Origin of the sequence: Sorangium sp. So ce176 (assembly GCF_051519835.1) — a bacterium.
Classification (GTDB): domain Bacteria; phylum Myxococcota_A; class Polyangia; order Polyangiales; family Polyangiaceae; genus Sorangium; species Sorangium cellulosum_G.
This window is the reverse complement of the sequence record NZ_CP150371.1, coordinates 4,936,152-4,956,991: the sequence shown is the minus strand read 5'-3', so window position 1 is coordinate 4,956,991 and position 20,840 is coordinate 4,936,152. Positions and strand designations below refer to the sequence as shown.

Annotated in this window: 14 protein-coding genes; 7 read left to right on the top strand and 7 right to left on the bottom strand. The window is 74.5% G+C overall.

Annotated features, from left to right (window positions below; genetic code table 11):
* The first annotated feature begins 270 nt into the window (after positions 1–270).
* The 3 genes from WMF42_RS18390 to WMF42_RS18380 all read left to right on the top strand — a co-directional run bounded on the left by WMF42_RS18390 (position 271) and on the right by WMF42_RS18380 (position 6,681).
* Positions 271–1,494: an SPFH domain-containing protein gene (locus WMF42_RS18390; protein WP_061608273.1), complete on the top strand. Its 1,224-nt coding sequence runs from the start codon at positions 271–273 to the stop codon at positions 1,492–1,494.
* A 130-nt stretch (positions 1,495–1,624) separates the two neighbouring features.
* A complete protein-coding gene (locus tag WMF42_RS18385) occupies positions 1,625–3,397 on the top strand; it encodes a protein kinase domain-containing protein (protein ID WP_437693367.1) in 1,773 nt (590 codons plus the stop codon).
* 182 nt (positions 3,398–3,579) lie between these two features.
* Complete coding sequence (locus WMF42_RS18380; protein ID WP_437693366.1) at positions 3,580–6,681, top strand: response regulator; 3,102 nt, start codon at positions 3,580–3,582, stop codon at positions 6,679–6,681.
* Positions 6,682–6,727: 46 nt separating this feature from the next.
* Here the strand turns inward: WMF42_RS18380 and WMF42_RS18375 are convergent, their stop codons facing one another.
* From WMF42_RS18375 to WMF42_RS18365, 3 genes are read right to left on the bottom strand one after another with little or no spacing between them, the layout of a single operon-like run.
* On the bottom strand, positions 6,728–7,828 hold the full coding sequence (locus tag WMF42_RS18375) for an ABC transporter permease (protein ID WP_437693365.1): 1,101 nt from the start codon (positions 7,826–7,828) through the stop codon (positions 6,728–6,730).
* Entirely contained in the window at positions 7,825–10,521 is a 2,697-nt protein-coding gene (locus WMF42_RS18370; protein ID WP_437693364.1) for an ABC transporter substrate-binding protein, read from the bottom strand. Before WMF42_RS18370 ends, WMF42_RS18375 begins: the two co-directional genes overlap by 4 nt.
* Positions 10,521–11,414: an alpha/beta fold hydrolase gene (locus WMF42_RS18365; protein WP_061611224.1), complete on the bottom strand. Its 894-nt coding sequence runs from the start codon at positions 11,412–11,414 to the stop codon at positions 10,521–10,523. Before WMF42_RS18365 ends, WMF42_RS18370 begins: the two co-directional genes overlap by 1 nt.
* 341 nt (positions 11,415–11,755) lie before the next feature.
* On the opposite strand from WMF42_RS18365, the gene WMF42_RS18360 reads away from it, so the two are divergent.
* Together WMF42_RS18360 and WMF42_RS18355 are read left to right on the top strand one after the other, a co-directional pair.
* Positions 11,756–12,286, top strand: a complete 531-nt coding sequence (locus WMF42_RS18360) for a MerR family transcriptional regulator (RefSeq protein WP_437693363.1) — start codon at positions 11,756–11,758, stop codon at positions 12,284–12,286.
* Between the two features lie 241 nt (positions 12,287–12,527).
* A complete protein-coding gene (locus WMF42_RS18355; protein ID WP_437693362.1) occupies positions 12,528–13,304 on the top strand; it encodes a sigma factor-like helix-turn-helix DNA-binding protein in 777 nt (258 codons plus the stop codon).
* On the opposite strand, the gene WMF42_RS18350 is transcribed toward WMF42_RS18355, so the two are convergent.
* The 4 genes from WMF42_RS18350 to WMF42_RS18335 form a co-directional block, all read right to left on the bottom strand.
* Positions 13,305–15,857, bottom strand: a complete 2,553-nt coding sequence (locus WMF42_RS18350) for a hypothetical protein (RefSeq protein WP_437693361.1) — start codon at positions 15,855–15,857, stop codon at positions 13,305–13,307.
* On the bottom strand, positions 15,845–16,723 hold the full coding sequence (locus WMF42_RS18345; RefSeq protein ID WP_437693360.1) for a hypothetical protein: 879 nt from the start codon (positions 16,721–16,723) through the stop codon (positions 15,845–15,847). The genes WMF42_RS18350 and WMF42_RS18345 overlap by 13 nt, the downstream gene beginning before the upstream one ends.
* A gap of 68 nt (positions 16,724–16,791) precedes the next feature.
* A complete protein-coding gene (locus WMF42_RS18340; RefSeq protein WP_061612599.1) occupies positions 16,792–17,433 on the bottom strand; it encodes an RNA polymerase sigma factor in 642 nt (213 codons plus the stop codon).
* 208 nt (positions 17,434–17,641) lie between these two features.
* A complete protein-coding gene (locus WMF42_RS18335) occupies positions 17,642–19,045 on the bottom strand; it encodes an MBL fold metallo-hydrolase (protein ID WP_437693359.1) in 1,404 nt (467 codons plus the stop codon).
* Positions 19,046–19,724: 679 nt separating this feature from the next.
* Here WMF42_RS18335 and WMF42_RS18330 point away from each other — a divergent pair.
* On the top strand, positions 19,725–20,270 hold the full coding sequence (locus WMF42_RS18330) for a hypothetical protein (RefSeq protein ID WP_437693358.1): 546 nt from the start codon (positions 19,725–19,727) through the stop codon (positions 20,268–20,270).
* Complete coding sequence (locus WMF42_RS18325; RefSeq protein ID WP_434048070.1) at positions 20,270–20,830, top strand: septal ring lytic transglycosylase RlpA family protein; 561 nt, start codon at positions 20,270–20,272, stop codon at positions 20,828–20,830. Before WMF42_RS18330 ends, WMF42_RS18325 begins: the two co-directional genes overlap by 1 nt.
* The last annotated feature ends 10 nt before the right edge of the window (positions 20,831–20,840 follow it).

The window sequence follows — 20,840 nt, the reverse complement described above, 5'->3', positions numbered from 1 at the left end:
GCGACGGAGCCCGCGGGCGGTCGACGCGGAGCCTGCGAGGGTGGCAGAGGTGGCGCGAGCGAGGCGACGGGCATGCGATCCTCCCCGGCGGGGGCATTGCTGCCCCGCGATCTGCGGATTATCTTGAGCTCGCTGTGTGCCTGAAGCGCGCGGCGATCGTCAACGGATAACCGACAGCGCAGGTGGAGCGCGCCGCGTGCCGAGAGGAGCTCGAGGTGGGGGCACGGCGCGGGCACGCTCGTCAATCCAGCACAGGCAGAGGAGCGCGACATGGGGATTTTCGATTTCGTGAAGAGCGGCGTCCGCGAGATGATGATCGCGCGCCCGGACGCGGCGAAGCATCTCATCGTCTACAAGCACCCGGACCAGAACGTCCCCTTCTGGTCCCAGCTCACGGTCGACAGCGATGAGTGTGCCCTCTTCTTCAAGGACGGCAGGTACGTCGGTTACCTGCCGACGGGGCGCCACACCCTGCAGACCCAGAACATCCCGTTCCTGAACAACCTGGTCAACAAGTTCACGGGCGGGGACGTCTTCATCGCCGAGATCTTCTTCGTCAAGACGCAGCCGGTCCGCGGCGTGCCCTTCGGCGGGCCGCTCGAGTCGATGGAGGACCCGATCCTCTACGAGTTCGTGACGCCGCGCATCTTCGGCGAGTTCTCGCTTGTCGTGGTCGACCCGGTGCGGTTCGTCGTCGGCTACCACGGGCAGTGCGGCGGCAGCGGCGACAACGACGTCGTCCTGAGCTGGATCAAGGGCAAGTTCTTCATGAGCGTGAAGACCGTGATCGGCCAGGTCTGCGCGCAGCAGCAGAAGAGCCTCCTCAACCTCGGCGGCATGAGCATGGAGCTCGGCGCCCGCATCGTGCAGTCCGCGCCGAACCTCGAGGAGATCGGCTGCAAGATCCTCGAGATCGGCAACTTCAACATCAACTTCTCGGCCGAGGACCAGAGGCTCCTCCGCGAGGCGAACAAGGCGCGCGGCGAGGCGCGCCGCGGCATCGGCGTCGCGCAGGACTCCGCCCGCGCGAAGCAGTTCGAGCTCGATCAGCGGTTCCAGCAGGACGCGCGGTACGTCCAGCAGCTCGCGGGCAACTGGCAGAACTACGCCGCCGGCCAGGCGATGATGGGGGCCGGCCAGGGCATGGCGCAGGGCGGCGACGGCGGCGGCGTCGCGGGCCTCGGCGCGCAGGTGGCGATCGGCGCCGGCCTGGCGCAGGCGATGAACCCCGCCATGGCGGCGCAGGGCCAGCCCCAGTTCGTGCCGCCGCACATGCAGCATCCTGGCGCGCCGCAGCAGGGCTACCCGGGCGCGCCGCAGCAGGGCTACCCGGGCGCGCCGCAGCAGGGCTACCCGGGCGCGCCGCAGGCCGCCCCGGCCGCGGGGCCGTCGATCGAGCAGCGCCTCGAGCGCCTCGCGGACCTCAAGAACAAGGGCCTCATCACGGACGAGGAGTTCCAGGCCCGCAAGGCGAAGATCCTGGAGGAGATCTGATGGCCCTGCCCGCCGCGCCGGGCGCTCCGTCGAGGCGGGCGCTCGCCCTCCGTTGCCCCACGCCGCCATCTGATCCGAAACACAGCGCGCGCTTTCGGCTAGACTCGCCGGGGTGCCAGTAACGCTCCGCATGGCCGGGGATGCTCAGCCCGAGATGACCGCCGGCGACTCCGAGACTGCCGAGCTGTTCCGTCGGGACGACATCCCGCGGCCGCACGGGGACCTCGGGACCACGCCGCCGCCGGCCCGCAGCGACGCGCCCCCGCGCGGCGACGCGCCGGGCGATCACGAGGACGCGCCGCCGATGAGCGGCCACGGGCTGCCGGTGATGCAGGCGCTCCCGACGCGCGGCGACATGTTCCAGGCGCGCCGGGGGAAGGTGAAGCAGATCCCGCGCGCGCGGCGCTGCCCGACCTGCAAGCTGACCTTCTCGGGCGACTCCAGGTTCTGCCCGTTCGACGGCGATCCGCTCATCGACGCGCCCGACTGGAACCCGGCCGCCGATCCGCTGCTCGGGCGCACCATCGACGGCCGCTACGAGGTCCAGGCGGTCGTCGGCGAGGGGGGCATGGGGACGGTGTACGAGGTGCGCCACAAATCCCTCGGCCGCCTCTTCGCCCTGAAGGTGCTGCGGCGCGACATCGCGCAGGACGCCGAGCTCGTCGCCCGCTTCATCCAGGAGGCCAAGGCGGCCGCGGCGATCGGCCACCCCAACATCGTCGCGGTGAGCGACTTCGGTGCGATCGAGGTCGAGCCGGGGCAGCCGGAGCTGCCGTTCTTCGTCATGGAGTTCCTCACCGGGACCTCGCTCGCGGCGCTCCTGCGCACCGAGAAGACGCTGCCGTCCGACCGGGTCGGGCAGATCATGCTCCAGTGCGCGGCGGCGCTCGGGGCCGCGCACGCCGCGGGCGTCATCCACCGCGACCTCAAGCCCGACAACGTGTACCTCGTCCGCAACGGCGACCAGGAGTTCGTCAAGCTGCTCGATTTCGGCGTCGCGAAGGTCGCCGGCGGCAAGCGGCTCACCCGCATCGGCATGGTGTTCGGGACGCCGCATTACATGAGCCCGGAGCAGGCCGAGGGGAAGCGCATCGACGGCCGCGCCGACCTCTACGCGCTCGGCGTCCTCATGTACGAGTGCTTCGCGGGGCGCGTCCCCTTCGAGGCCGACACGTACATGGGCGTGCTGACCAAGCACATGTACATGTCGCCCGAGCCGCTCGAGCAGGTGATGCCCGACGCCTCCGCGCTCGGCGCGTTCGGCCCGATCGTGATGCGCTGCCTCGCGAAGAGCCCCGAGGAGCGCTTCGCCTCGATGGCCGATCTCGCGGCCGCCATCGAGCTCGCCCTCGACGCGCCGGGCCGCTCGGCCGCCTCCATGCTCCAGGACGAGCACCCGCGCCGCGATCCGCTGAAGCTGCGCGAGCGCGACGAGATGCTCGGCCCGGTCCAGGTGCCCCGAGAGCCGGCCGACGCGCTCTCGATGGGCGCGCGCGTCGCCATCGCGCTCGCGGCGGTCCTCGTGCCCATCGCCATCGCCCTCGGCTTCCGCGCCCTGCGCGCCTCGGCGCGCGAGGCGACGCCCGAGGCCGCCGCCCCCGGCGCGCTCCAGGCGCCGGCGGCGCTCGAGCGGGCGCCCGACGAGCTCCCACGCGGCGCGCGCGACGTGCGCGGCGAGCCCCCACGCGACGCGCGCGGCGAGCCCCCGCGCGACGCGCCTCCGCCCGGGAGCGCCGCGGCCGCGCCGCTCGCGCAGGACCCGCCCCGCCTGCACGGGACACCGGGCGTGAGCCCGGCGAGGCCGCCCGTGGCGACGGCCCGTCCGGCGGCGACCGGGGCGCCCAGCGCGCCGACCGTGAGGTCGCCTTCGGCCGGCGATATCATCGATCCCTGGAAGCGCTGATCGCGGGCGCGGCGCTCGACGAAACCTGGCCTTCCCAGGCGTGATGTGCTCACGATGGGCGCCGCCGATCACCGGGCCCACGGCCGCGGGACAATGCGATCGACGGCAGCGGCGACGCTCGGGGCTGACGCTTGACAGCGTCCGCTCGGGCTCGCCATCCTTCGCGAGGGCGGAAACCTCTAGTGGCCAAGCAACAGCTCCTCCTGGTCGACGCGGATCCACGCAGCGTTCGGGTCCTCGAGGTCAGCCTGAAGAAGGCCGGTTACAGCGTGACCACCGCGAAGGACGGAGCGGACGCCCTCGCGAAGCTGGAGGTCTCCACGCCGGACCTGGTCCTCAGCGACACGCGCCTGCCGCACGTGGACGGCTACGCGCTCGTCCGCAAGATGAAGGAGCACGCCGACTGGGCCGCGATCCCGGTCGTCTTCCTCACGAGCCAGCGGTCCATCGAGGACAAGATCCGCGGCCTCGAGCTCGGCGTCGAGGACTACCTGACGAAGCCGATCTTCGTGCGCGAGCTCATCGCGCGGGTGACGCTGCTCCTCGCGCGGCGGACGCGCGAGGGGATCACGACGCGCCACTTCTCGACCACCGGGCGGACCCGGTTCTCGGGCTCGATCCTCGACATGAACGTCGTCGATCTCCTGCAGACGTTCGAGGTGAGCCGGAAGAGCGGGATCGTGCACCTCTCGCACGGGGACAACGAGGCGCAGGTCTACTTCCGCGAGGGCAAGGTCGTCGACGCGACGCTCGGCCGGCTCTGCGGCGAGGAGGCCGTCTACCGCGCGCTCCTGTGGAACGAGGGGACGTTCGAGGTCGAGTTCTGCAAGGTCGACAACCCCGACGTGATCGAGACGTCGACCCAGGGCCTGCTGATGGAGGGCATGCGCCGGGTCGACGAGTGGGGCCGGCTCCTCGAGGCGCTGCCGTCGCTCTCCACAGTGTTCGAGGTCGACAGCGAGGAGCTGCTGGAGCGGCTGAACGAGATCCCCGACGAGCTGAACGGGATCCTGCGCCTGTTCGACGGCAAGCGGACGCTGATGCAGGTGGTCGACGCGTCGCCGTTCGAGGATCTGTCGACGCTCTCGACCATCTCGAAGCTCTACTTCGAGGGGCTGCTGGTCCCGGCCGCCGCGCTGCCGCCCGACGACGTCGTGCCGAGCGAGCCGGATGCGGCGTTCCATGACGAGTTCTCGCCGCTCTCGTCGCCGTCGAGCGCGCGGCGCTCCCACCACCCCGAGGGGGGCCCGGGCCACGCCGGCGCCGACGACCTCGAGGACGCCGCCGTGGTGCCGGCGCCGCTCTCGAACCGGGCATCGCCCGCGCTGCTCCCGCGCTCCCGGTCCGGGCTGGAGCTGCTCGCGCAGCAGGCGGCGGACCCCGACGCGGAGTCGTCCGGGCGCCCGGTGACGGCCCGCAGCGCGGTCCACGGGGCGGTCGGTCGCTCGGGCGGCATGATGGCCGCGGGGCGGCCAGGCGCGGAGGGCGGCCGGGCACCGTCGGAGCCGCCGCGCAGCGTTGCGTCTGGCGCGGCGGGGGGCCGCGTGCCGTCGGAGCCGCCGCGAGGCGCCGCGTCGCGGCCTGGCGCGGCGGGGGGCCGCGCGCTCTCGGAACCGCCGCGAGGCGCCGCGTCGGCCGCTGCGGGGCGGCCCGGCGCGGCGAGGGGCCGCGCGTCGTCGGAACCGCCGCGAGGCGCCGCATCGGCCGCCGCGGGGCGGCCAGGCGCGGAGGGCGGCCGGCCGCCGTCGGAACCGCCGCGGAGCGCCGCGGCGGCCGTCGAGGCCGTCTGGGGGCGCGTTGGGGCGACGGTGGAGATCGACAAGGACACAACGCTCGCCAGCAGCGATGAGGCCCCGCTCACGCGACCGCTGGTGACGCCGCGCAGCTTCGCGCAGAAGCAGCACACCCCGAGCGACAGGCCCCCGGCCTCGAGCCCTTTCGAGAAGCGCTTCCGGTCCTGGCCCCCCGAGCCGCCCGCGTCCTCCCGGGCGCCCGCGTCCTTCCGGGCGCCCGCGCCCCCGTCGTTTCCGCTCGCGGGGTTGCCGCCGCTTCCGCCCGCAGGGCTGCCGCTTTCGGCCGCAGGGCTGCCTCCGCCGCCGCCCGCAGGCCTGCCGCCGCCTCTGCCTGCAGGGCTGCCGCCCCGTCCGGCCGTGGCGCCGTCGCCCGAGGCAGCGGCGGCGCCGGCCGCCGGGGAGGAGCACGCCGCGGCGGCGTCGGCGAGCCCCACGCTGCGGCCCCGCCCGCCGAGCGACGCGCCGCCGGCCGTCGTCGTCCCGCGCGACGCGCAGCCCGCGCAGGCGCCGTCGCCTGGCGAAGCGACGGCCATGGAGGCGCGCTCGCCCGAGGTCGCCGCGGCGGCGCCGGACGACGCGCCGGCCGGCGACGCGCCGGCCGGCGACGCGCCGCCGGCGAGCGTCGCGGCGGCGCCGGAGGACGCGCCCCCGAGCGAGGGCGAGCCGCTCAGCGAGAGCGAGCGCTTCTTCCTCCGCGCCGGGCAGGACCCGCCGGAGCGGCTGGCGCCGCGCGAGCCGTCGTCGACCGCCGAGGACGCCGACACGACCGCCGGCGCGGTGGAGGCCACCCTCTGGGCGCCGCGCCAGGAGGCGCGCCGGGCGCGCGTCGCACGGATCGTCGCCGGCCTGATCACCGCGCTGGCGATCGGGGCCGCCGGCGTGTGGCTGATGAGCCAGGACCGGCACCCCGCGCCGTCCGCGCCTTCCGCGCCTGTCGACCCGTCGCTCCAGGGCGAGGACCAGAGCCCGACCGCGGCGACCCCGACGCCTCCCGCCGCGTCGGAACCCGAAGGGGACCCGACAGGCGCCGTCACGCCCGGGCCCTCCACCGCAGGCACGACCGATCCCTCGGCCGGCCAGCCGATCGAGCCCGCGGCGAGCGCACAGGCCGGAGCGGCGGCGACGAGCCCCGCCGCTCCGACGGCGCAGACGGCCGCTCCGGCGACGACGGGGCAGGCCTCGCCTGCGCCCCGGGAGGCGCCTCGATCGGCGCCGCCGGCGCCGGCGCCCGCCGCGCCGGACGAGGAGGGCGGGCCCCTCTCGGCCCGCGTGATGCGCGCGCTGGAGTCCGGGCAGACAGGCAAGGCGGTGCAGCTCGCCCAGCAGCTCACGGCCGCCTCCCCGGGGAGCGCCACGGCGTGGCACCTCCGCGGCGCCGCGGAGCAGGCCGCCGGCCGCGGCGGGCGCGCGTCGTTCCGCAAGTGCGCCGAGCTGTCCTCGGCGGACTCCCCGCTCGGCGCCGAGTGCCGCGCGCTCGCCGGCATGCCCTGAGCGCGCGGATCGGCGGTCGCGATCGGCCCGATCGCGACCGCCGCGCTCAGCGCGGCCGCGATCTGAGCCGGGGATCGAGGGCGAGCGCCGCGAGGTCGAGCGCCAGGGTGGCGAGCACGATGGCGGCCGAGGCGAAGAGCACCGTGCCGACGATGAGCGGGCCGTCCCGGTTCTGCAGCGCCTCGACGGCCATGCTCCCGACGCCGGGCCACCGGAAGAGCTTCTCCGTCACGATCGCGCCGCCCGCCAGCGCGCCGAAGTCGAGCGCGGCGAGCGTGGCGAGCGGCAAGAGCGCGTTGCGCAGCGCGTGGACGACGAGCGCGCGCAGCCGAGAGGCGCCCTTCGCCCGCGCGGTCCGGATGAAGTCCTGGCGCAGCAGCGTCCTGAGCTCCTCGCGGACGATGCGCGCGTAGAGGGCGCTGCCGAACAGGCCGAGCGTCAGCGCCGGCAGCGCGAGGGAGCGCAGGTGATCGGCCGCCGTGGCGCCGTACCCGTCGTACGGCAGGAGCCGGAGCTCGTGGGCGAGCACGTACTGCAGCGCGGGTCCGATCACGAAGGTCGGGGCGCTGGCGCCGAGCAGGGTGGCGCCGAGCGCGGCGTCCTCCCAGACCGTCCCGCGGCGGGCCGCCGCCACGATCCCGAGCGCGAGCCCGAGCACGAGCTGCACCAGCAGGGCGGCCAGCGCGAGCTCCACCGAGCGCGGCGCCTTCGCCTCCAGCAGATCCACGACCGGCTTGCGGTAGTGGAAGCTGTAGCCGAGATCGACGTGCACGCCGAGCGGCCCGGCCGCGCAGCTCCGGTGCTCGGGATCCGCGCGCGGGCGCTCGCCGCCGCCGTCGCCGCCCCCCGCGGGCCCGAGGTGCACGAGCCGGCGGACGAACCGCGCGAACTGCACGGGAACCGGGCGATCCAGCGCGTAGATCGCCCGGACGCGCTCGAGATCCGCGGCCGAGGCCTGCGGGCCGACGAGCATCCGCGCCGGGTCTCCGGGCAGGAGGTACGCGATCCCGAACGAGACGGCGGTGACGCCGGCGATCAGGATCGCCGCCCACGCGAGGCGCCGGAGCAGGTGCGCGAGCGCGGCGCTCATCGCGGCGGCGCGGCCCGCGCGGGGCGCGGCGGTGGGGCGCGGTCGCGGGGCGCTCATCGCGGGAGGGCGGCGCGCGCGAGCAGCGCCCGCAGCGGCCCGCCGGGCCGCGACCTGTCCGCGCGCGGCCCGCCGCCGCCCGCGGGCCGCGCCGCCGGATCGAGCCAGACCTCGTGGAAGCGCGACGGGATCACGGCCGAGCCCTCGTAGCCGCGCAGGTACGGGTGCCAGAGCTCGATCAGGCGCGCCGTGTGCGTGGGCACCCAGGGCGCGAGATCGCGGACGATGCGCTCGGCCTGATCGTAGAGCGCGAGGCGACGCGCGCGGTCCTGCTCCGCGTGGGCGGCGTCGAGCGCGCGATCGAGCGCCTCGCTGCTGAAGAAGGCGTAGTTCTGCGAGCCCTCGTCGCGGATGGCGCGCGACGAGAGCGTCGGCTCGAAGATGCTCGCCGGATCGGGGAAATCGGCCTGCCAACCCACCCAGCCCATGGGAGCGCTGCGGCGCCGCGAGACCTCGGCGAGGTAGGTCGCCCAGCTCACGAGGCGCAGGCGGACGCGGAGGCCCACCCGCGCGAGCTGCTGCTGGAAGATCTCGCCGAGCGCCTGCTCCAGGGTATCCGGGACCGCGATGTAGTCGATCGCCTCCGGATAACCGCCCTTCCCGGTCGCCGGGTCGTACGGGTAGCCGGCCGCGGCCATCTGCGCGAGGGCGCGCGAGAGGTCGTGCCGGCGCATCGGCTCGTCGCGCGCGGGGCCCGGGATCGACGGCGGCAGCACCCGATCGAGGGCGACGAGATCGGGGCGCACCTTCTCGAGCACGGAGGGGTCGAGCGCGAAGGAGACCGCGCGCCGGACGGCGAGCCGGTCGAACGGCGCGAGCTCGGTGTTGAGGAAGACCGCGTTGGTCCTGTGCCGGGTCACCCAGCGCAAGCGCCCCGCCCACGCCGGGTCGGCGCGGTACGTCGCCGCGTCGATCGCCGTCAGATCGCGCAGGTAGTCGAGCTCGCCCTCCTCGAACTTGTAGCGCTGCGTCGTCGCGCGCACCCCGGTCTGCCACGCGATGCCGTCGAGGTACGGCAGGCCCGGGCGGAAGTACCCCTCGTGCCGGGCCAGCCCGATGCTGCCGTCCTGGTCCCACCGCTCCAGGCGGAACGGGCCGGCGCCGCAGGGCGGGGGAGGGCTCGCCGCGTCGACAACGGCGCCGGACGAGGGGCACACGGGCGCCATGAACGCGAGCGTCATGCGCGGCAGGAACGTCGCGTCGGGCGCGCGTAGATCGATGGCGACGGCGTGGTCGCCGAGCACCCGCACCCCGGCGAGGTGCGGCGCCGCGCCGCTCCGGTACGCGGCGAACCCCTCGATCATGTCGTACTCGCTCGCGCCCGGGCTCGGCGTCCCCGGGTGGAGCGTCCGCTCGATCGAGCGCTTCACGTCCGCGGCGCGGAGCTCCGCGCCGTCGTGGAACCGCACGCCCTCGCGCAGCGTGAACACGTACGTCTGCCCGCCGCGCTCGACCGCGATCGCGCGCGCGAGATCGGGCGCGATCTGCCCGTCGCGGTCCCACGTGACCAGGCGGGAGAAGACGAGCTCCGCGACGGCTGTCGAGAGCTCGTCGTAGGCGATCGCCGGATCGAGCGTGCGGACGTTGACGGTGGTCGCGAGGCGCAGCGTCCCGCCGCGCACGGGCGCCTCGGGCGCGCCCGGCGGCGCCTCGCTGCCGAGCGGCGGGCGCACGCGGCTCGGCGAGCCGGTCGAGAGCAGGAGCAGCGCCCCGCCCGCGAGGAGCAGGTCGACCGGCAGGCGCCGCCCGCGCGGCAGCTCGGCGCCGGCGGGATCGAGCGCGTCGCGGAGCCCCTCGCTCGCGCGGTGGAAGCCGAGCACGGCGAGCAGGATGGCGAAGCCCGGCGCCGCGACGAGGAGCGGCTTCACCCCGAGGTACGGCTCCGCCTCGTGCAGCATGCGGCCCCAGGTCGCTGTCGGCGGCTGCACGCCGGCGCCCAGGTAGCTCAGGGCCGCCTCCGCGAGGATCATCTGCCCGGCGCTGATCGTCGCGAGCGCGAGCAGCGTCCCGCCGACGTTGGGCAGGATGTGCCGGCGGACGACGTGCAGCGGCCCGGCGCCGAGCGCGCGCGCGGAGGCCACGAAGTCGCGCTGCGCGAGCTCCAGCGTCCTGGCCCGGACGACCCGCGCCGCGCCGGTCCACCCCGTGAGGCCGAGCACGAGCAGGATCGTCCCCGCGTCGGCCCTCCCCACGGCGACGCCGATCGCGGTCACGAACAGGAGGTACGGCAGGGCGAGGATCACGTCGACGAGCCGCATGAGCGCGCCGTCGAGGGCGCCCGCCCGCGTGCCGCTGGCCATGCCGGCGGCGACGCCGACGAGGGCGCCGAGCCCCGTGGCGAGCGCGGTGGACGCGAGCGCGATGCCGAGCGAGAGCCGCGCGCCGTGCGCGAGGCGCGCGAGGAGGTCGCGGAACAGCGGGTCCGTCCCGAGCCAGTGGGCGGCCGACGGCCCGGGCGGCGCGCCGAAGGCGTCGCGGGACAGGCTGAAATCGCTCGCGTCCGGGTCGTGGCCGACGACCGCCGGCCCCGCGGCGGCGAACAGCGCGAGCAGCGCGACGATCGCGAGGCCGAGCAGCGCCGACCGGTCCGCGAGCAGGCGCGCCGCCGCGTCGTCGCCGAGGAGCGCCCGCGCCGCGCGCCGGCCTGCCCGCGCCGCCCCGGCCGCGGGCGCGAGCCGGGCAGGGCGCTCCATCACCGCTTCCCTTCGAGGAACTGCGTCACGAGCGCGACGAACTCCTCCGGCCGCTCCTCGTGGGGCGAGTGCCCCGCGTCCATGATCTCGAGCATCGCGCCCGAGATCTCGCGGGCCAGCCGCTGCGCGCTCGCCGCCGGGAAGATGCGGTCGTCGCGCCCCCACACGACGAGCGTCGGCGCCGTGACCCGGGTGAGGCGCGCGACGACGGGGCGCGCGTCGAGCACCGCGCGCATGACGGCGTGGGCGCTCTCGCGCGCCGAGGGGGCGTTGAAGAGGTCGTAGTGCCGGTCGACGCGCGACATCGGCACCGCCGCGTCCGCCCGGAAGATCTCGTCGCGGAAGAACGACCGGAACATCCCGCGGCCGTGGAGCTGCTTGAAGACGATGCCGCCCACGATGGGCAGGAGCGGGAGCTTCATCTTGAAGCTCATCGGGAACGGGTAACAGAGCGCGTCCTCCAGGACGAGCCGCTGGACGAGCTCCGGGTGCTCGGCCGCGAGCGTGATCGCGACCGCCGCGCCCATCGCGTGGCCGACGATGTGCGCCCGGCCCACGCCGAAGGCCGCGATGAGGTCGGCCACCGCCTCGGCGAACGTCTCGATCCCGTAGGCGTACCGCGCCGGGCTCGGCTTCTCGCTCTCGCCGAACCCCGGGAGGTCCGGGGCGATGACGTGGAAGCGCTGCGCCAGCGCGTCGATCACGTCGTCGAACTCCAGGTGGCTGACGAGGAAGTTGTGGATCAGCAGGAGCGCCGGGCCGTTGCCGGCCCCGGCGACCAGGACCCGCATCCTGACCCCCCGGGCGGTGACGTCCCTGATGACGCGTTCGACAGGTCGGGGCGCGGCGGGCGGGGCCGCGCCCCGACCCTCGCTGGCGAGGGCCTTGGCCATGGTGGGGACGAGACTATCAGCCCTTTTGTCTGAATTGACCGATGTGTGTCACGGTAAGGGAGATGTCGCTCCCCGAGCTCCCCCGCGCGCCCGGCGCCCCACCGCTCCCACCCTTTGCCCCAGGCGCCGCGTTTTTCCCGCCTCACCCCCGACTTCGCGACGTGCGGAGCGGATCGGGTCGCGGCCCAGACGGACGAAAAATGTCCGAGGCGTGTCAAGAACCCCAGGAAAGCACCGCGTCCCACGACAGCCACACAATAATCGTAGTCGCGTCAATTGACTGTATTCCATTCAGTGGAATAGAGTCGCCCGCGTCGGTTGGGTAGGGCCTCCGGCAATCGATGGGAGGACCGGTGCAGAGGATCCCAGAGGACGTGCTGGACCGCATTGAGCGCGAGCACGCCCAGGGGATCACCTCGAGCGATATCCTCGAGCTGTTCGCAACGCATGGAATCAAGTTCAGCGAGGCGACGCTCCGGAAGTACGTGCAGCTCGGCCTGCTCCCGCGCAGCGTGCGGGTCGGGCGCAAGGGCAAGCATCAGGGTTCGCAGGGGATGTATCCGGCCACGGTAGTCCGCCAGGTTCAGCGCATCAAAGAGATGATGGCCCAGGACTACACCATCGAAGAGATCCAGCGTGAATTCCTGTTCGTGAGAGGTGATATCGAGGAGCTCGAGCGCGCGATGACCAAGGTCTTCAATGCGCTCAGGGATGCCGCGAAGGATAGGCGGAGCGAGACGAGCGGGAGGGCGATCGCCCAGGACCTCGCGAGCGCGGAGTCGCTCGCGAGGGAGCTCGTCGCGAAGCTGTCGTTGATAGAAGAGCGCTTGATGGCGCAAGCGCGGCTCACGAAACAGGCGGCCTCATCGTGAGGGGCCGAGTCGCAGGACCTTCGTCTTCGTTGATGTGAACGGGGGCCGCAAGCGCGGCCCCTCCTGGGACTGGTGCGATCGGCGGGACGAGCTTCGGCTCGTTTCGTCGTAATTTTTCAAGGACGGCATCCGGCGTTACGTCGGGCAGGGAGCGGTGACCTTCGCGCTCGAGCTGGGACTCGGGACGTTGAAGGAAACGCGCGCGCTTGAGAGCGGAGACGCTACCAAACGGAGGCAGCGCATGGCGACGGTGTCTGACAGCGAGCTCGAGATCTTCGGCCTGGACGGTGCGGATGCGGTGGGCGGTGAGTGCGACCCGGCCGGCTCGAACGAGCCAGTCGTGGAGGGGGCGCTCGCGCTCCAGGTCGACCCCGCGGCGCCCGGGAACCCCATCACGCGCGAGCAGCGCCGGTCCCGGCGCAAGCGCGAGATCCGGGCGCGGACGATCAGCGTCAAGCGCATGACCAAGCGCGAGCTGGAGATCGGCCGGATGCTCTATCCGGAGACCGATTATTACAAGCCGCGCACGCGCGCCGAGTGCGTCGACGGCCCGAGGCCGTGCCCGTACGTCTCGTGCCAGCACCACCTCTATCTCGACGTGTCGGCCAGGACCGGCGCGATCAAGCTGAACTTCCCCGACCTAGAGGTCTGGGACATGAACGAGACGTGCGCGCTCGACGTCGCCGATCGCGGCGGCACGACGCTGGAGGACGTGGGCGCGATCATGAACCTGACCCGGGAGCGCATCCGCCAGGTCGAGGTCAAGGCGCTCGCGAAGCTCGAGGCGCTGAAGGACATGATGGCGCTCCGCGACTACATCGATGAGGGCCCGGTCGGCAAGCGCCGCCTCCCCGTGCTGACCCAGCCCGAGGAGGACGAGGACGAGGACGAGGTCGCGCTCGACGAGGACGAGGACGAGGTCGCGGGCAGCGACGCGGAGGACGAGGGCCTCGAGGCGACGCCCGTCGAGCGGGCGGCCGGGATCGAGGACGCCGGCGACTTCGACGGCGGGGAGTGATCAGTCGGGCCGGGCTTCCACGGTCACGATCGCGTCCGCGCCGAGCGCGCCCGCCAGGAAGGCGCGCCACGCGGCGAGCGTGGCCTTCGCCGGAGGCGTGCGCGAGGCGCGGCCGCTGAAGAGGTTGATGAGCCGGCGCCGGGGCTCCGCGAGCGCGTCGCGCTCGCGCCGGGCGACGAGGGCCTCGGCGCGGCCGAGATCGGCGTCGGTGACGCGCTGCGCGAGGCCGGCGAGGAGCTCCTTCACGCGGGTCGAGGCCTCGCCGAGCTCGGCGCTCGGCGCCCGGATCTCCACCGCGAGCGCCGCCGCGCGCGTGCCGCCGAGGAGGCCGGCGCTCGCGCGCGCCGCGAGCTGCCGCCGCGAGGTCGCGGCGTCCGCCGGGGCCGGGTTCGCCGCTGTCGCTGGCGCTGCCGGAGAGGCCGGGGAGGTCGCTGGAGGTGCCGGCGCGGTCGCCGGGGCGGCGAGCGCCGCCGCGAGCAGGCCGTCGGCACCGTTGAGGGCGGCGACCGTGAGCTCGGCGAGCTCGCGCGCCGTGGCCTCGCGCGCGGCCGGGAGCCGCGCGCCGACGACGGCTTGCGACAGGGCCGTCCCGGCCGGCAGGCGGGCGTCGTGGTGACCGGGCCGGGGCACGACAGCGCCGTCCGGTGAGCCGCACGTGCGCGGCGCGAGCCGCGGCGAGAGCCAGCGCTCGGCCGCCTCCGCGGCGGCGGCCGCCTGCGCGGCGTCGGCGTTGGCGAGGACGGCGAGCCGGAGCGGGCCGGTCGCGAGCGCCTGCCAGCGGAGCTGCACCGTCTCGAGCGCGCCGCTCGCCACCCGGTCCCAGACGCCGAACGGCTCGATCCACGACGGATGGTCGGGCGCGATCGCGGAGGCGAAGGCCTCGAGCGCCGCGGCCCGCCCGCCGGAGAGGCGCTCCAGGTGCTGGAGCGCCGCGGCGCGCGCCTGCGTGAGCGCGTCGGGGCCGAAGGTCGTCGCCGCGATCGTGCGCGCGGCGGCGCTCGCCACGCGGCGCCCGAGCTCGGCCGGGGTTTCGCGATCGTCCCGGAACGGCGCGTGCGCGATCACCCCGACGGCGTCCGCCGTGACCCAGGGCTCGATCGTCACGTCGAGCTCGCGCCGCCGCGTCTGCACGGCCGCGAGCGCGGCGAGCGCCGTCGCGCCTGCGTCGTACAGCCCTTCCTCTGCGACGCCGCACGGGCTCGCGAGCAGCACCCAGACCTCGCCCTGCCCGCGCTCGACGAGGGCGCGCCGCTCCAGCGCCGGCTGCGCGCCCGCCGCGAGCGCGCGCGAGAGCTCGGCCTCGAAGGCGGCCCGCGCGCCGGCATCGCCGGGCCCCCCGGGCCGCGGCGGCTCGGCGCTCGGGGGGACGCCGAGCGCCGTCGCCCACCGCTCCGGCGGCGCGCCCGGGGCGCTCCCCGAGAGCGCCCACCAGGAGGCGCGCGCGCCGGCCTCGCGCGGGTCCTGCGCGGTGAGGATCTGCCGCGTGACGACAGCGGGGCCCGGCGGCGCCGCGAGGTCGCGGCGGATCTCCTGCCGCGCGACCGCGGCCGCGAGCGCCGCCGAGGTCTCGACGGGCGGGGCCGCGGGCAGGCCGGACGCCTCGAGGGTCACGCTCACGCAGCCGCCGCGCGGGCGGGCGACCCCGAGCACCTCGACGGTGCGGAACGGGGAGGGGAGCGCCGAGAGCCGCGCGCGCAGCGGCGACCCCGGCGCGCCGAGCCGCTCGGCCGCGGCGACCGCCGCCTGCGGGCTCGCGACGCGCGCCGCGATCGTGACGCGCGCGGCGCGCCGCTCGATCTGGTTCGTCGCGTACACGCCGATCGTGTCCGCCGCCGGCCACGCGTCCGCGGGCGGGCCGCCCGCGGGCCAGCCGCCCGCGCCCTCGGCCGCGCGCGCCGCCTCCGCGCAGAACGCGGCGGGGCCGACCGCGGCGATCGAGGTGCGCCCGGCGTGCAGCGCCGCGGTCCGCCACCCCTCGAGCTCGCGCACGCCCGCGGGCGTCTCCAGGTCGACCACGGGCTCGGCGCCCGCGAGGCCCAGCCGGCCTGTGCACGCCGCGATCGCCGAGAGCTCCGGCGCGTCGAGCGGGCTCGCGCGGAGCGCCTGCACGCGCTCGATCGCGCGGGCGACCTCCGGGCTGCCGGCGACGATGGGCTGCGCGAACGCCGCCGAGAGCGCGCGCAGGAACGGCGCGACGCGCGCCGCGTCCTTGACGAGCAGGCGCACGCGGAACGCGCTGCGGTCGATGCGCGCGTCCACGTCGAAGCCGGCGGCGAGAAGCCGCGCCTCGACCACGGTGGCGAGCGCCGTCGTGGCGACGGAGCCGAGATCGGTCGCGACCGACGCGACGAGCGCGGGCGCGGGGTCGCCGTCGCGCGAGACGAGCGTGAGCCGCGGCTGGGCGTCGAGGTGGCGCACCTCGATGCGCCCGACGCTGCCGTCGGGCGTCGAGACGAGGGCGCGCCCCGGCGACGGCGGGGCGCCGCGCGTCGCGCCGGCGCAGGCCGCGAGCAGGACGAGCGGGAGCGGGAGCGCGGGCCTCAGGGAGCGCATGCGTCGTCGACCGGGAGCGGCGCGCCTTCGGCCTGGAAGTCGGCCGGGCATCGCGGGGCGATCTTGAAGCCGTAGAAATAGGTGAGCACGCCGGTGACGGAGCGGAACGTGGCGCCGGCCGCGAGGGGCGGCCCCTCGGCCTCGAGGTCGTAGAGCTCGTTCGACAGGCTCGGGACGTCGGCGGCGGGCACGCCGGCGCCGACGTTGATCGACGCGGTGTAGCGGCCGCCGCTGCTCGAGGGGTCGCGGGCGATCTTGATGCCCTCGACCCGCACGAGCATGCCGATGTACCTGCGGGCGGACGCGTAGCGCTTCAGGTCGTCGAGCGGCACGCGGATCGGCCTCGGGGGGCGGTCCTCGAAGCGGAAGCTCATGGTGCCGCCGATCTCGGGCAGGGTGCGGCAGTCGCCGAACCGGCCGGACGAGGGGCCGAGGAACTCGGTGAGCATGCCGCTCAGGTCGACAACGTCGCCGGGGACGAGCCGCAGGTCCGGCGGGCTGAACGCGGGCTGGAAGACCGTGATGCCGGAGTAGGCGACCGGCTCGTCGGCGAGGTCCTGCACGTAGTAGTTGCCGTGCGCGCCCTCGCCTGTCTCGTCGAAGCGGTCGATGGCGACGAGGGTGGCGCCCGTGACGTGGGCGCGGCGATCGGGCGGCACGGCGCAGCGGTCGCTGTCCTCGTCGTCCGGGTCGAGCCACCCGGCCTCGCCCACGAGCTCCGCGATGCGCGCGCCGCCGCCGCGCTCGTCGGCGAGGGGGATCCAGGGGGCGTCCCCGTTGCCGCCGCCGCACGCGGCGAGCAGCGGGGCGGCGGTCACGACGACCGCGGCCGGGAGGGCGGAGGAGGTGCGAAGCGAACGGGCCATCCTCTCCGGCTCATACCACAGGGCGGACGGACGCCGAGCCCTCTTCGGGCCCTTCGACGCGGGGCGGCTCACGCCGCGAGGCGCGCGTCCGACAGCATCGCCTCGAGGCGGCTCTGGATCTTGTGCCGCTTCGTGTAGACGGTCTTCACGCTGATCCGCATCCGCTCCGCGATCTGCTCCGGGGGCAGGCCCTCGCCGAAGTAGAGCGCGACGAACTCGCGGTCCTTGTCGGAGAAGTCGTGGAGCACCTGCCCCACGAGCGCGGCGCGCTCGCGGCGCTCGGCGTGGTCCTGCGGCGACGGGCGCTCGCACGGGAGCTCGACCGCCGCGTCGTCGAGCGGGGCGCAGCGCGGCGCGCGCCGGGCCCCGCGCAGGTGGTCGTAGGCGCAGTGGACGGCGAGCGTGCCGATCCAGGAGCTCAGCCGCGCGCCGCGGCCTTCGTCGAAGGTCCTCAGCTTGCGCATGTCGTTCGAGAGGAGCTGCATGAGCAGCGTCGCGTGGATGTCGCGGATGTCGTCCTGCGCCACCACGGCGGAGAAGCGGGCGATCACGCCGGCGATACACCGGTGGACGAGCCGATCGTACCGGGCGTGGAAGGCGCGCCAGGCGCGCTCGTTCCCCGCGATCATCTCCTTCACCAGCGCCCCTTCGGCGACATCGCCGAGGTCTTCCGATCGTTCCTTGCCGCAGAGAAGCACGTCGTTGGACATTCCGGGGACGAGTGCACCCAGCGTGCCAGCGCCGCCAGCGCGGGAGAGAACGGCGGCTCTGCGGCGGTGTGCCGCCGTGGGCCGGTCACCGTACCTCGAGCGCTGTTAACGAGGGTTCACTGCGCTCCGAGCACCGGGCGTGAGGCGCGGAGCGCGGATCGCCGACCGCCGCGCCGGCTATCCGGGGGGCCTCGCGGGGCGGCGGCGGTCACAGGTAGCGCTCCACGGAGAGGCCGCGGCCGAGCGCCACGTCCTTCAGCACGTGCGCCATGAGCAGGCCCTCGCGCCACCGGGGCGCCAGCCGGCTCGCCGTCTGTCGGCGCAGGGAGCGGTCGAGCGGCAGCCACTCGTACTCCACCAGGTTGAAGAGGTAGTTGAGGATCTGGACGTACCGCTTCGTCTTCTTGCTCACCCGGTAGCGCACGCGCTTGCTGATGGGCAGGTGGCAGAACAGGTCGAGCGCCATGCACTGGCGCAGGATGAACGCCGAGGTGTGGATCTCCAGAGGCCCCTCGGGCGTCTCCCGCGGCTCGCGCAGCTGCTCGACCGTGCCTCGCTCCAGGTCGACCTCGAAGACGTACCGCTCCGCGCCCTTCAGGACGTACGTGATCGGCAGGCCGCGGAACAGGCGGCGGGCGAGGGCGGGGATCACGGACGAGAAGCGGGAGAAGTACTTCTCGACCTCCTCCTTCGAGATGCGCGTGCGCGCCTCGAGCGCGTAGAACTTCTCCAGCTTGTGCTTCTTCTCGTCGCGGTAGCCCTCGAGCATGGCCTCTCGATCGTCGAAGTAGCGCGCCGTCTCCGCCGAGACCGAGAACCCTGCGTCCGTCGACCACGAGTCGCCCGGCAACATCACCTTGAGCGCCGGGGACGTGATCCCGTGCTTGCGGAAGTGGTCCTCCACCATCCTGGGCGTCTGGATCGTGCCGTTGAGCGCGAAGACCTCCTCGTGGAGGTAGCAATGGTTGCTGGCGAACGGGACGGCGTAGCGCGCGCCGGTGCGCTTGACGAACCTCGCGAACCCGGAGATGTAGCCCTCGATGTCGTCGACGGGCGCGCCGGGGGCGTCGACCACCTCGTAGCAGAGGCGGCCGTTCGCCGAGCTGTGGCTGCGGAAGACGAAATCGACGCGGGGGTGGCGCGCGAGGATCTGCCTCAGCGGCGCGCCCATGAGCTTGGCGTCGTTGGCGTTGAAGAGCGTGACCCCCTCCGCCTCCACGACGAGCGCGCTGTCGAGGAAGGGCCCGAAATGATAGCTCGTCGCGGCGAAGCCGCGGCCGAGGCGGAACGTCTCTCCGTGGCCCAGCTCGATGAGGTTCTTGAACCCCATGTCGAGGAGATCGCGCTTCATCCGGCCGTAGACGCCGCGCGGGATGATCACCGGCGTCCCCTTGCCGAGCTTGCGCAGCGACGGCCCCTGGAAGTGATCCCAGTGGATGTGGGTCAGGTAGATGAAATCGGGGCGGAGCGCGTCGACGAGAGCCTCCTTGGGAGGAGGGTAGTTCCACCACGAGCGCCAGTACGTGCTTCCGACGAGCCATGGATCGGTGATGAGCGAGACGCCGGCGGCCCGGACGTGGAGCGCGGCGTGCGAGAGTATCTCGAAGTGCATGTCGACCTCCGTTGCTCGCGGTCGCCGGGATATTCAATCTGATACCCCTGTCGAGAGCATGGTTTCTTTCGCAGGGGACGCCGGCGCGTGCCGCCGGCGAGACGATCTGTCGTGTCCGTCGAGGTGCCGGCGGGCGTGACATCGACGGAGGCGTGAGCGTGAATTTCAGAGAGCGTGTCGGCGTCTGTTGCTCGGCGCCGGCGCGGGGTCACAAGGCTTCTTCGCGGACACGAGATGACAGCCGCCCTGCTGTCCGGGCGTGGTGCGTCGCTCCCATCCTCGCTGGGAGGATGGGAGCTTCGCCGCGAACATCAGTGCATGCTGCCGACAACCCAGGGGCCGTGCTCGACCGGGACCCCGCCGCGCGGGCGCCTGGCGCCGCTGGCGGGCGGATCTCGCAGAACCTGTGCGGCTCTGTTGCGCGGCGCCCGTCCGGCATTCACGCCTCGCGACGACGATCCTGGACCGCGTGCTCGGGATGGGCCCGGCTGCCCCGGCGACGCTCCGCGGGCGCGCGGCACGGCGGGAGGGAGGTGCGCCGCCGCGCGCGTCGCCGCCGGGAGGTGACCCCCGCTACCCGGGTGAAAAGATCCAACCACGCTCCCTGGCGCGGCGTCGCTCCGGCGGCGCCGCGCGCATCGGCTCTGCGCGCGGCCCTGTTTCGGGCTATGGACGGATCGTGCTTTCCGGTCGCGCCCTCGCCCTCGCGGTCCTCGCGTGGTCGTTCCTCAAGGTCACGGTGCGCCGTCTCTTCGACGGCCCGAGCGGCCTTGCGCTCTTCCACGAGAACTACGACGCCGATCGCCTGCCGCCCCTCTCGCCCGCCGAGCGCGCGGCCCTGCCCGGCTTCTCCCGCTGCATCGCGTGCGGGCGCTGCGACCTCGGGGAGGCCGAGCGCATCGCCGCGTCCGGCGGGGCCTACCCCGGCCTCATGACCGTGGTGCTCGCGTCCTCGCGGAGCATGCCGGACTTCGACGCCGCGGCGCTCGCGCTCGCGCACGTGCCGGAAGCTGTGCTCGCGGAGAAGGAGCGGATCTGCCCGACCGGCGTGCCGTTCCGCGAGCTCGCCAGGTTCGTGCGGTCCAAGGCCAGCGCCCAGGCGGCCCTGTCCGCGGACGGCGAGGGGTTCGAGCCCGCCGCCCTGGCCCTCGTCGCCGCGGTCACCCCGCCCGCGGCCGACCTCGACCCCTCCTCGGCCGACCGCGCCGCGCCCGAGGCGACGTGATGACGCCGCAGGGGCGCCTCGTCGCGGGGAGGGCGCTCGCCTTCCTCTTCCTCTTCTGCACCCCCGCCTGCTCCGCCCACCAGCCTGTCGCGCCCCGGACGAGCGGCGACGCGCCGATCGCGCGCACCGTCGCCCCGAGCACCGCGCCGGTGCCCCCGCGGGGCCGCGACGACGACGACGACGAGGACGACGGCCGCGTCTCCACGCCGATGGCGCCCGCGAGCGCGCGCGACGCGAAGAAGGGGGTCCCGATCCAGCGCGGGCGCGCCACCTACTACGCCGACAAGTTCAACGGCCGCGCCACAGCGAGCGGCGAGCGCTACAACCCCCGCGCGCTCACGGCCGCGCACAGGACGCTCCCGTTCGGCGCGCTGGTCGACGTGATCCGCCGCGACGGCCGCCGCGTCCGCGTGCGGATCAACGACCGCGGCCCGTTCAAGCGCGGCAGGATCATCGATCTGTCGCGCCGCGCCGCCGAGCGGATCGGGCTGATCAAGGACGGCGTGACCGACGTGACGCTCGAGCTCATCTGGAAGCCGTCCCGACGGCGGCCGCGCTGACGCGCGCCGG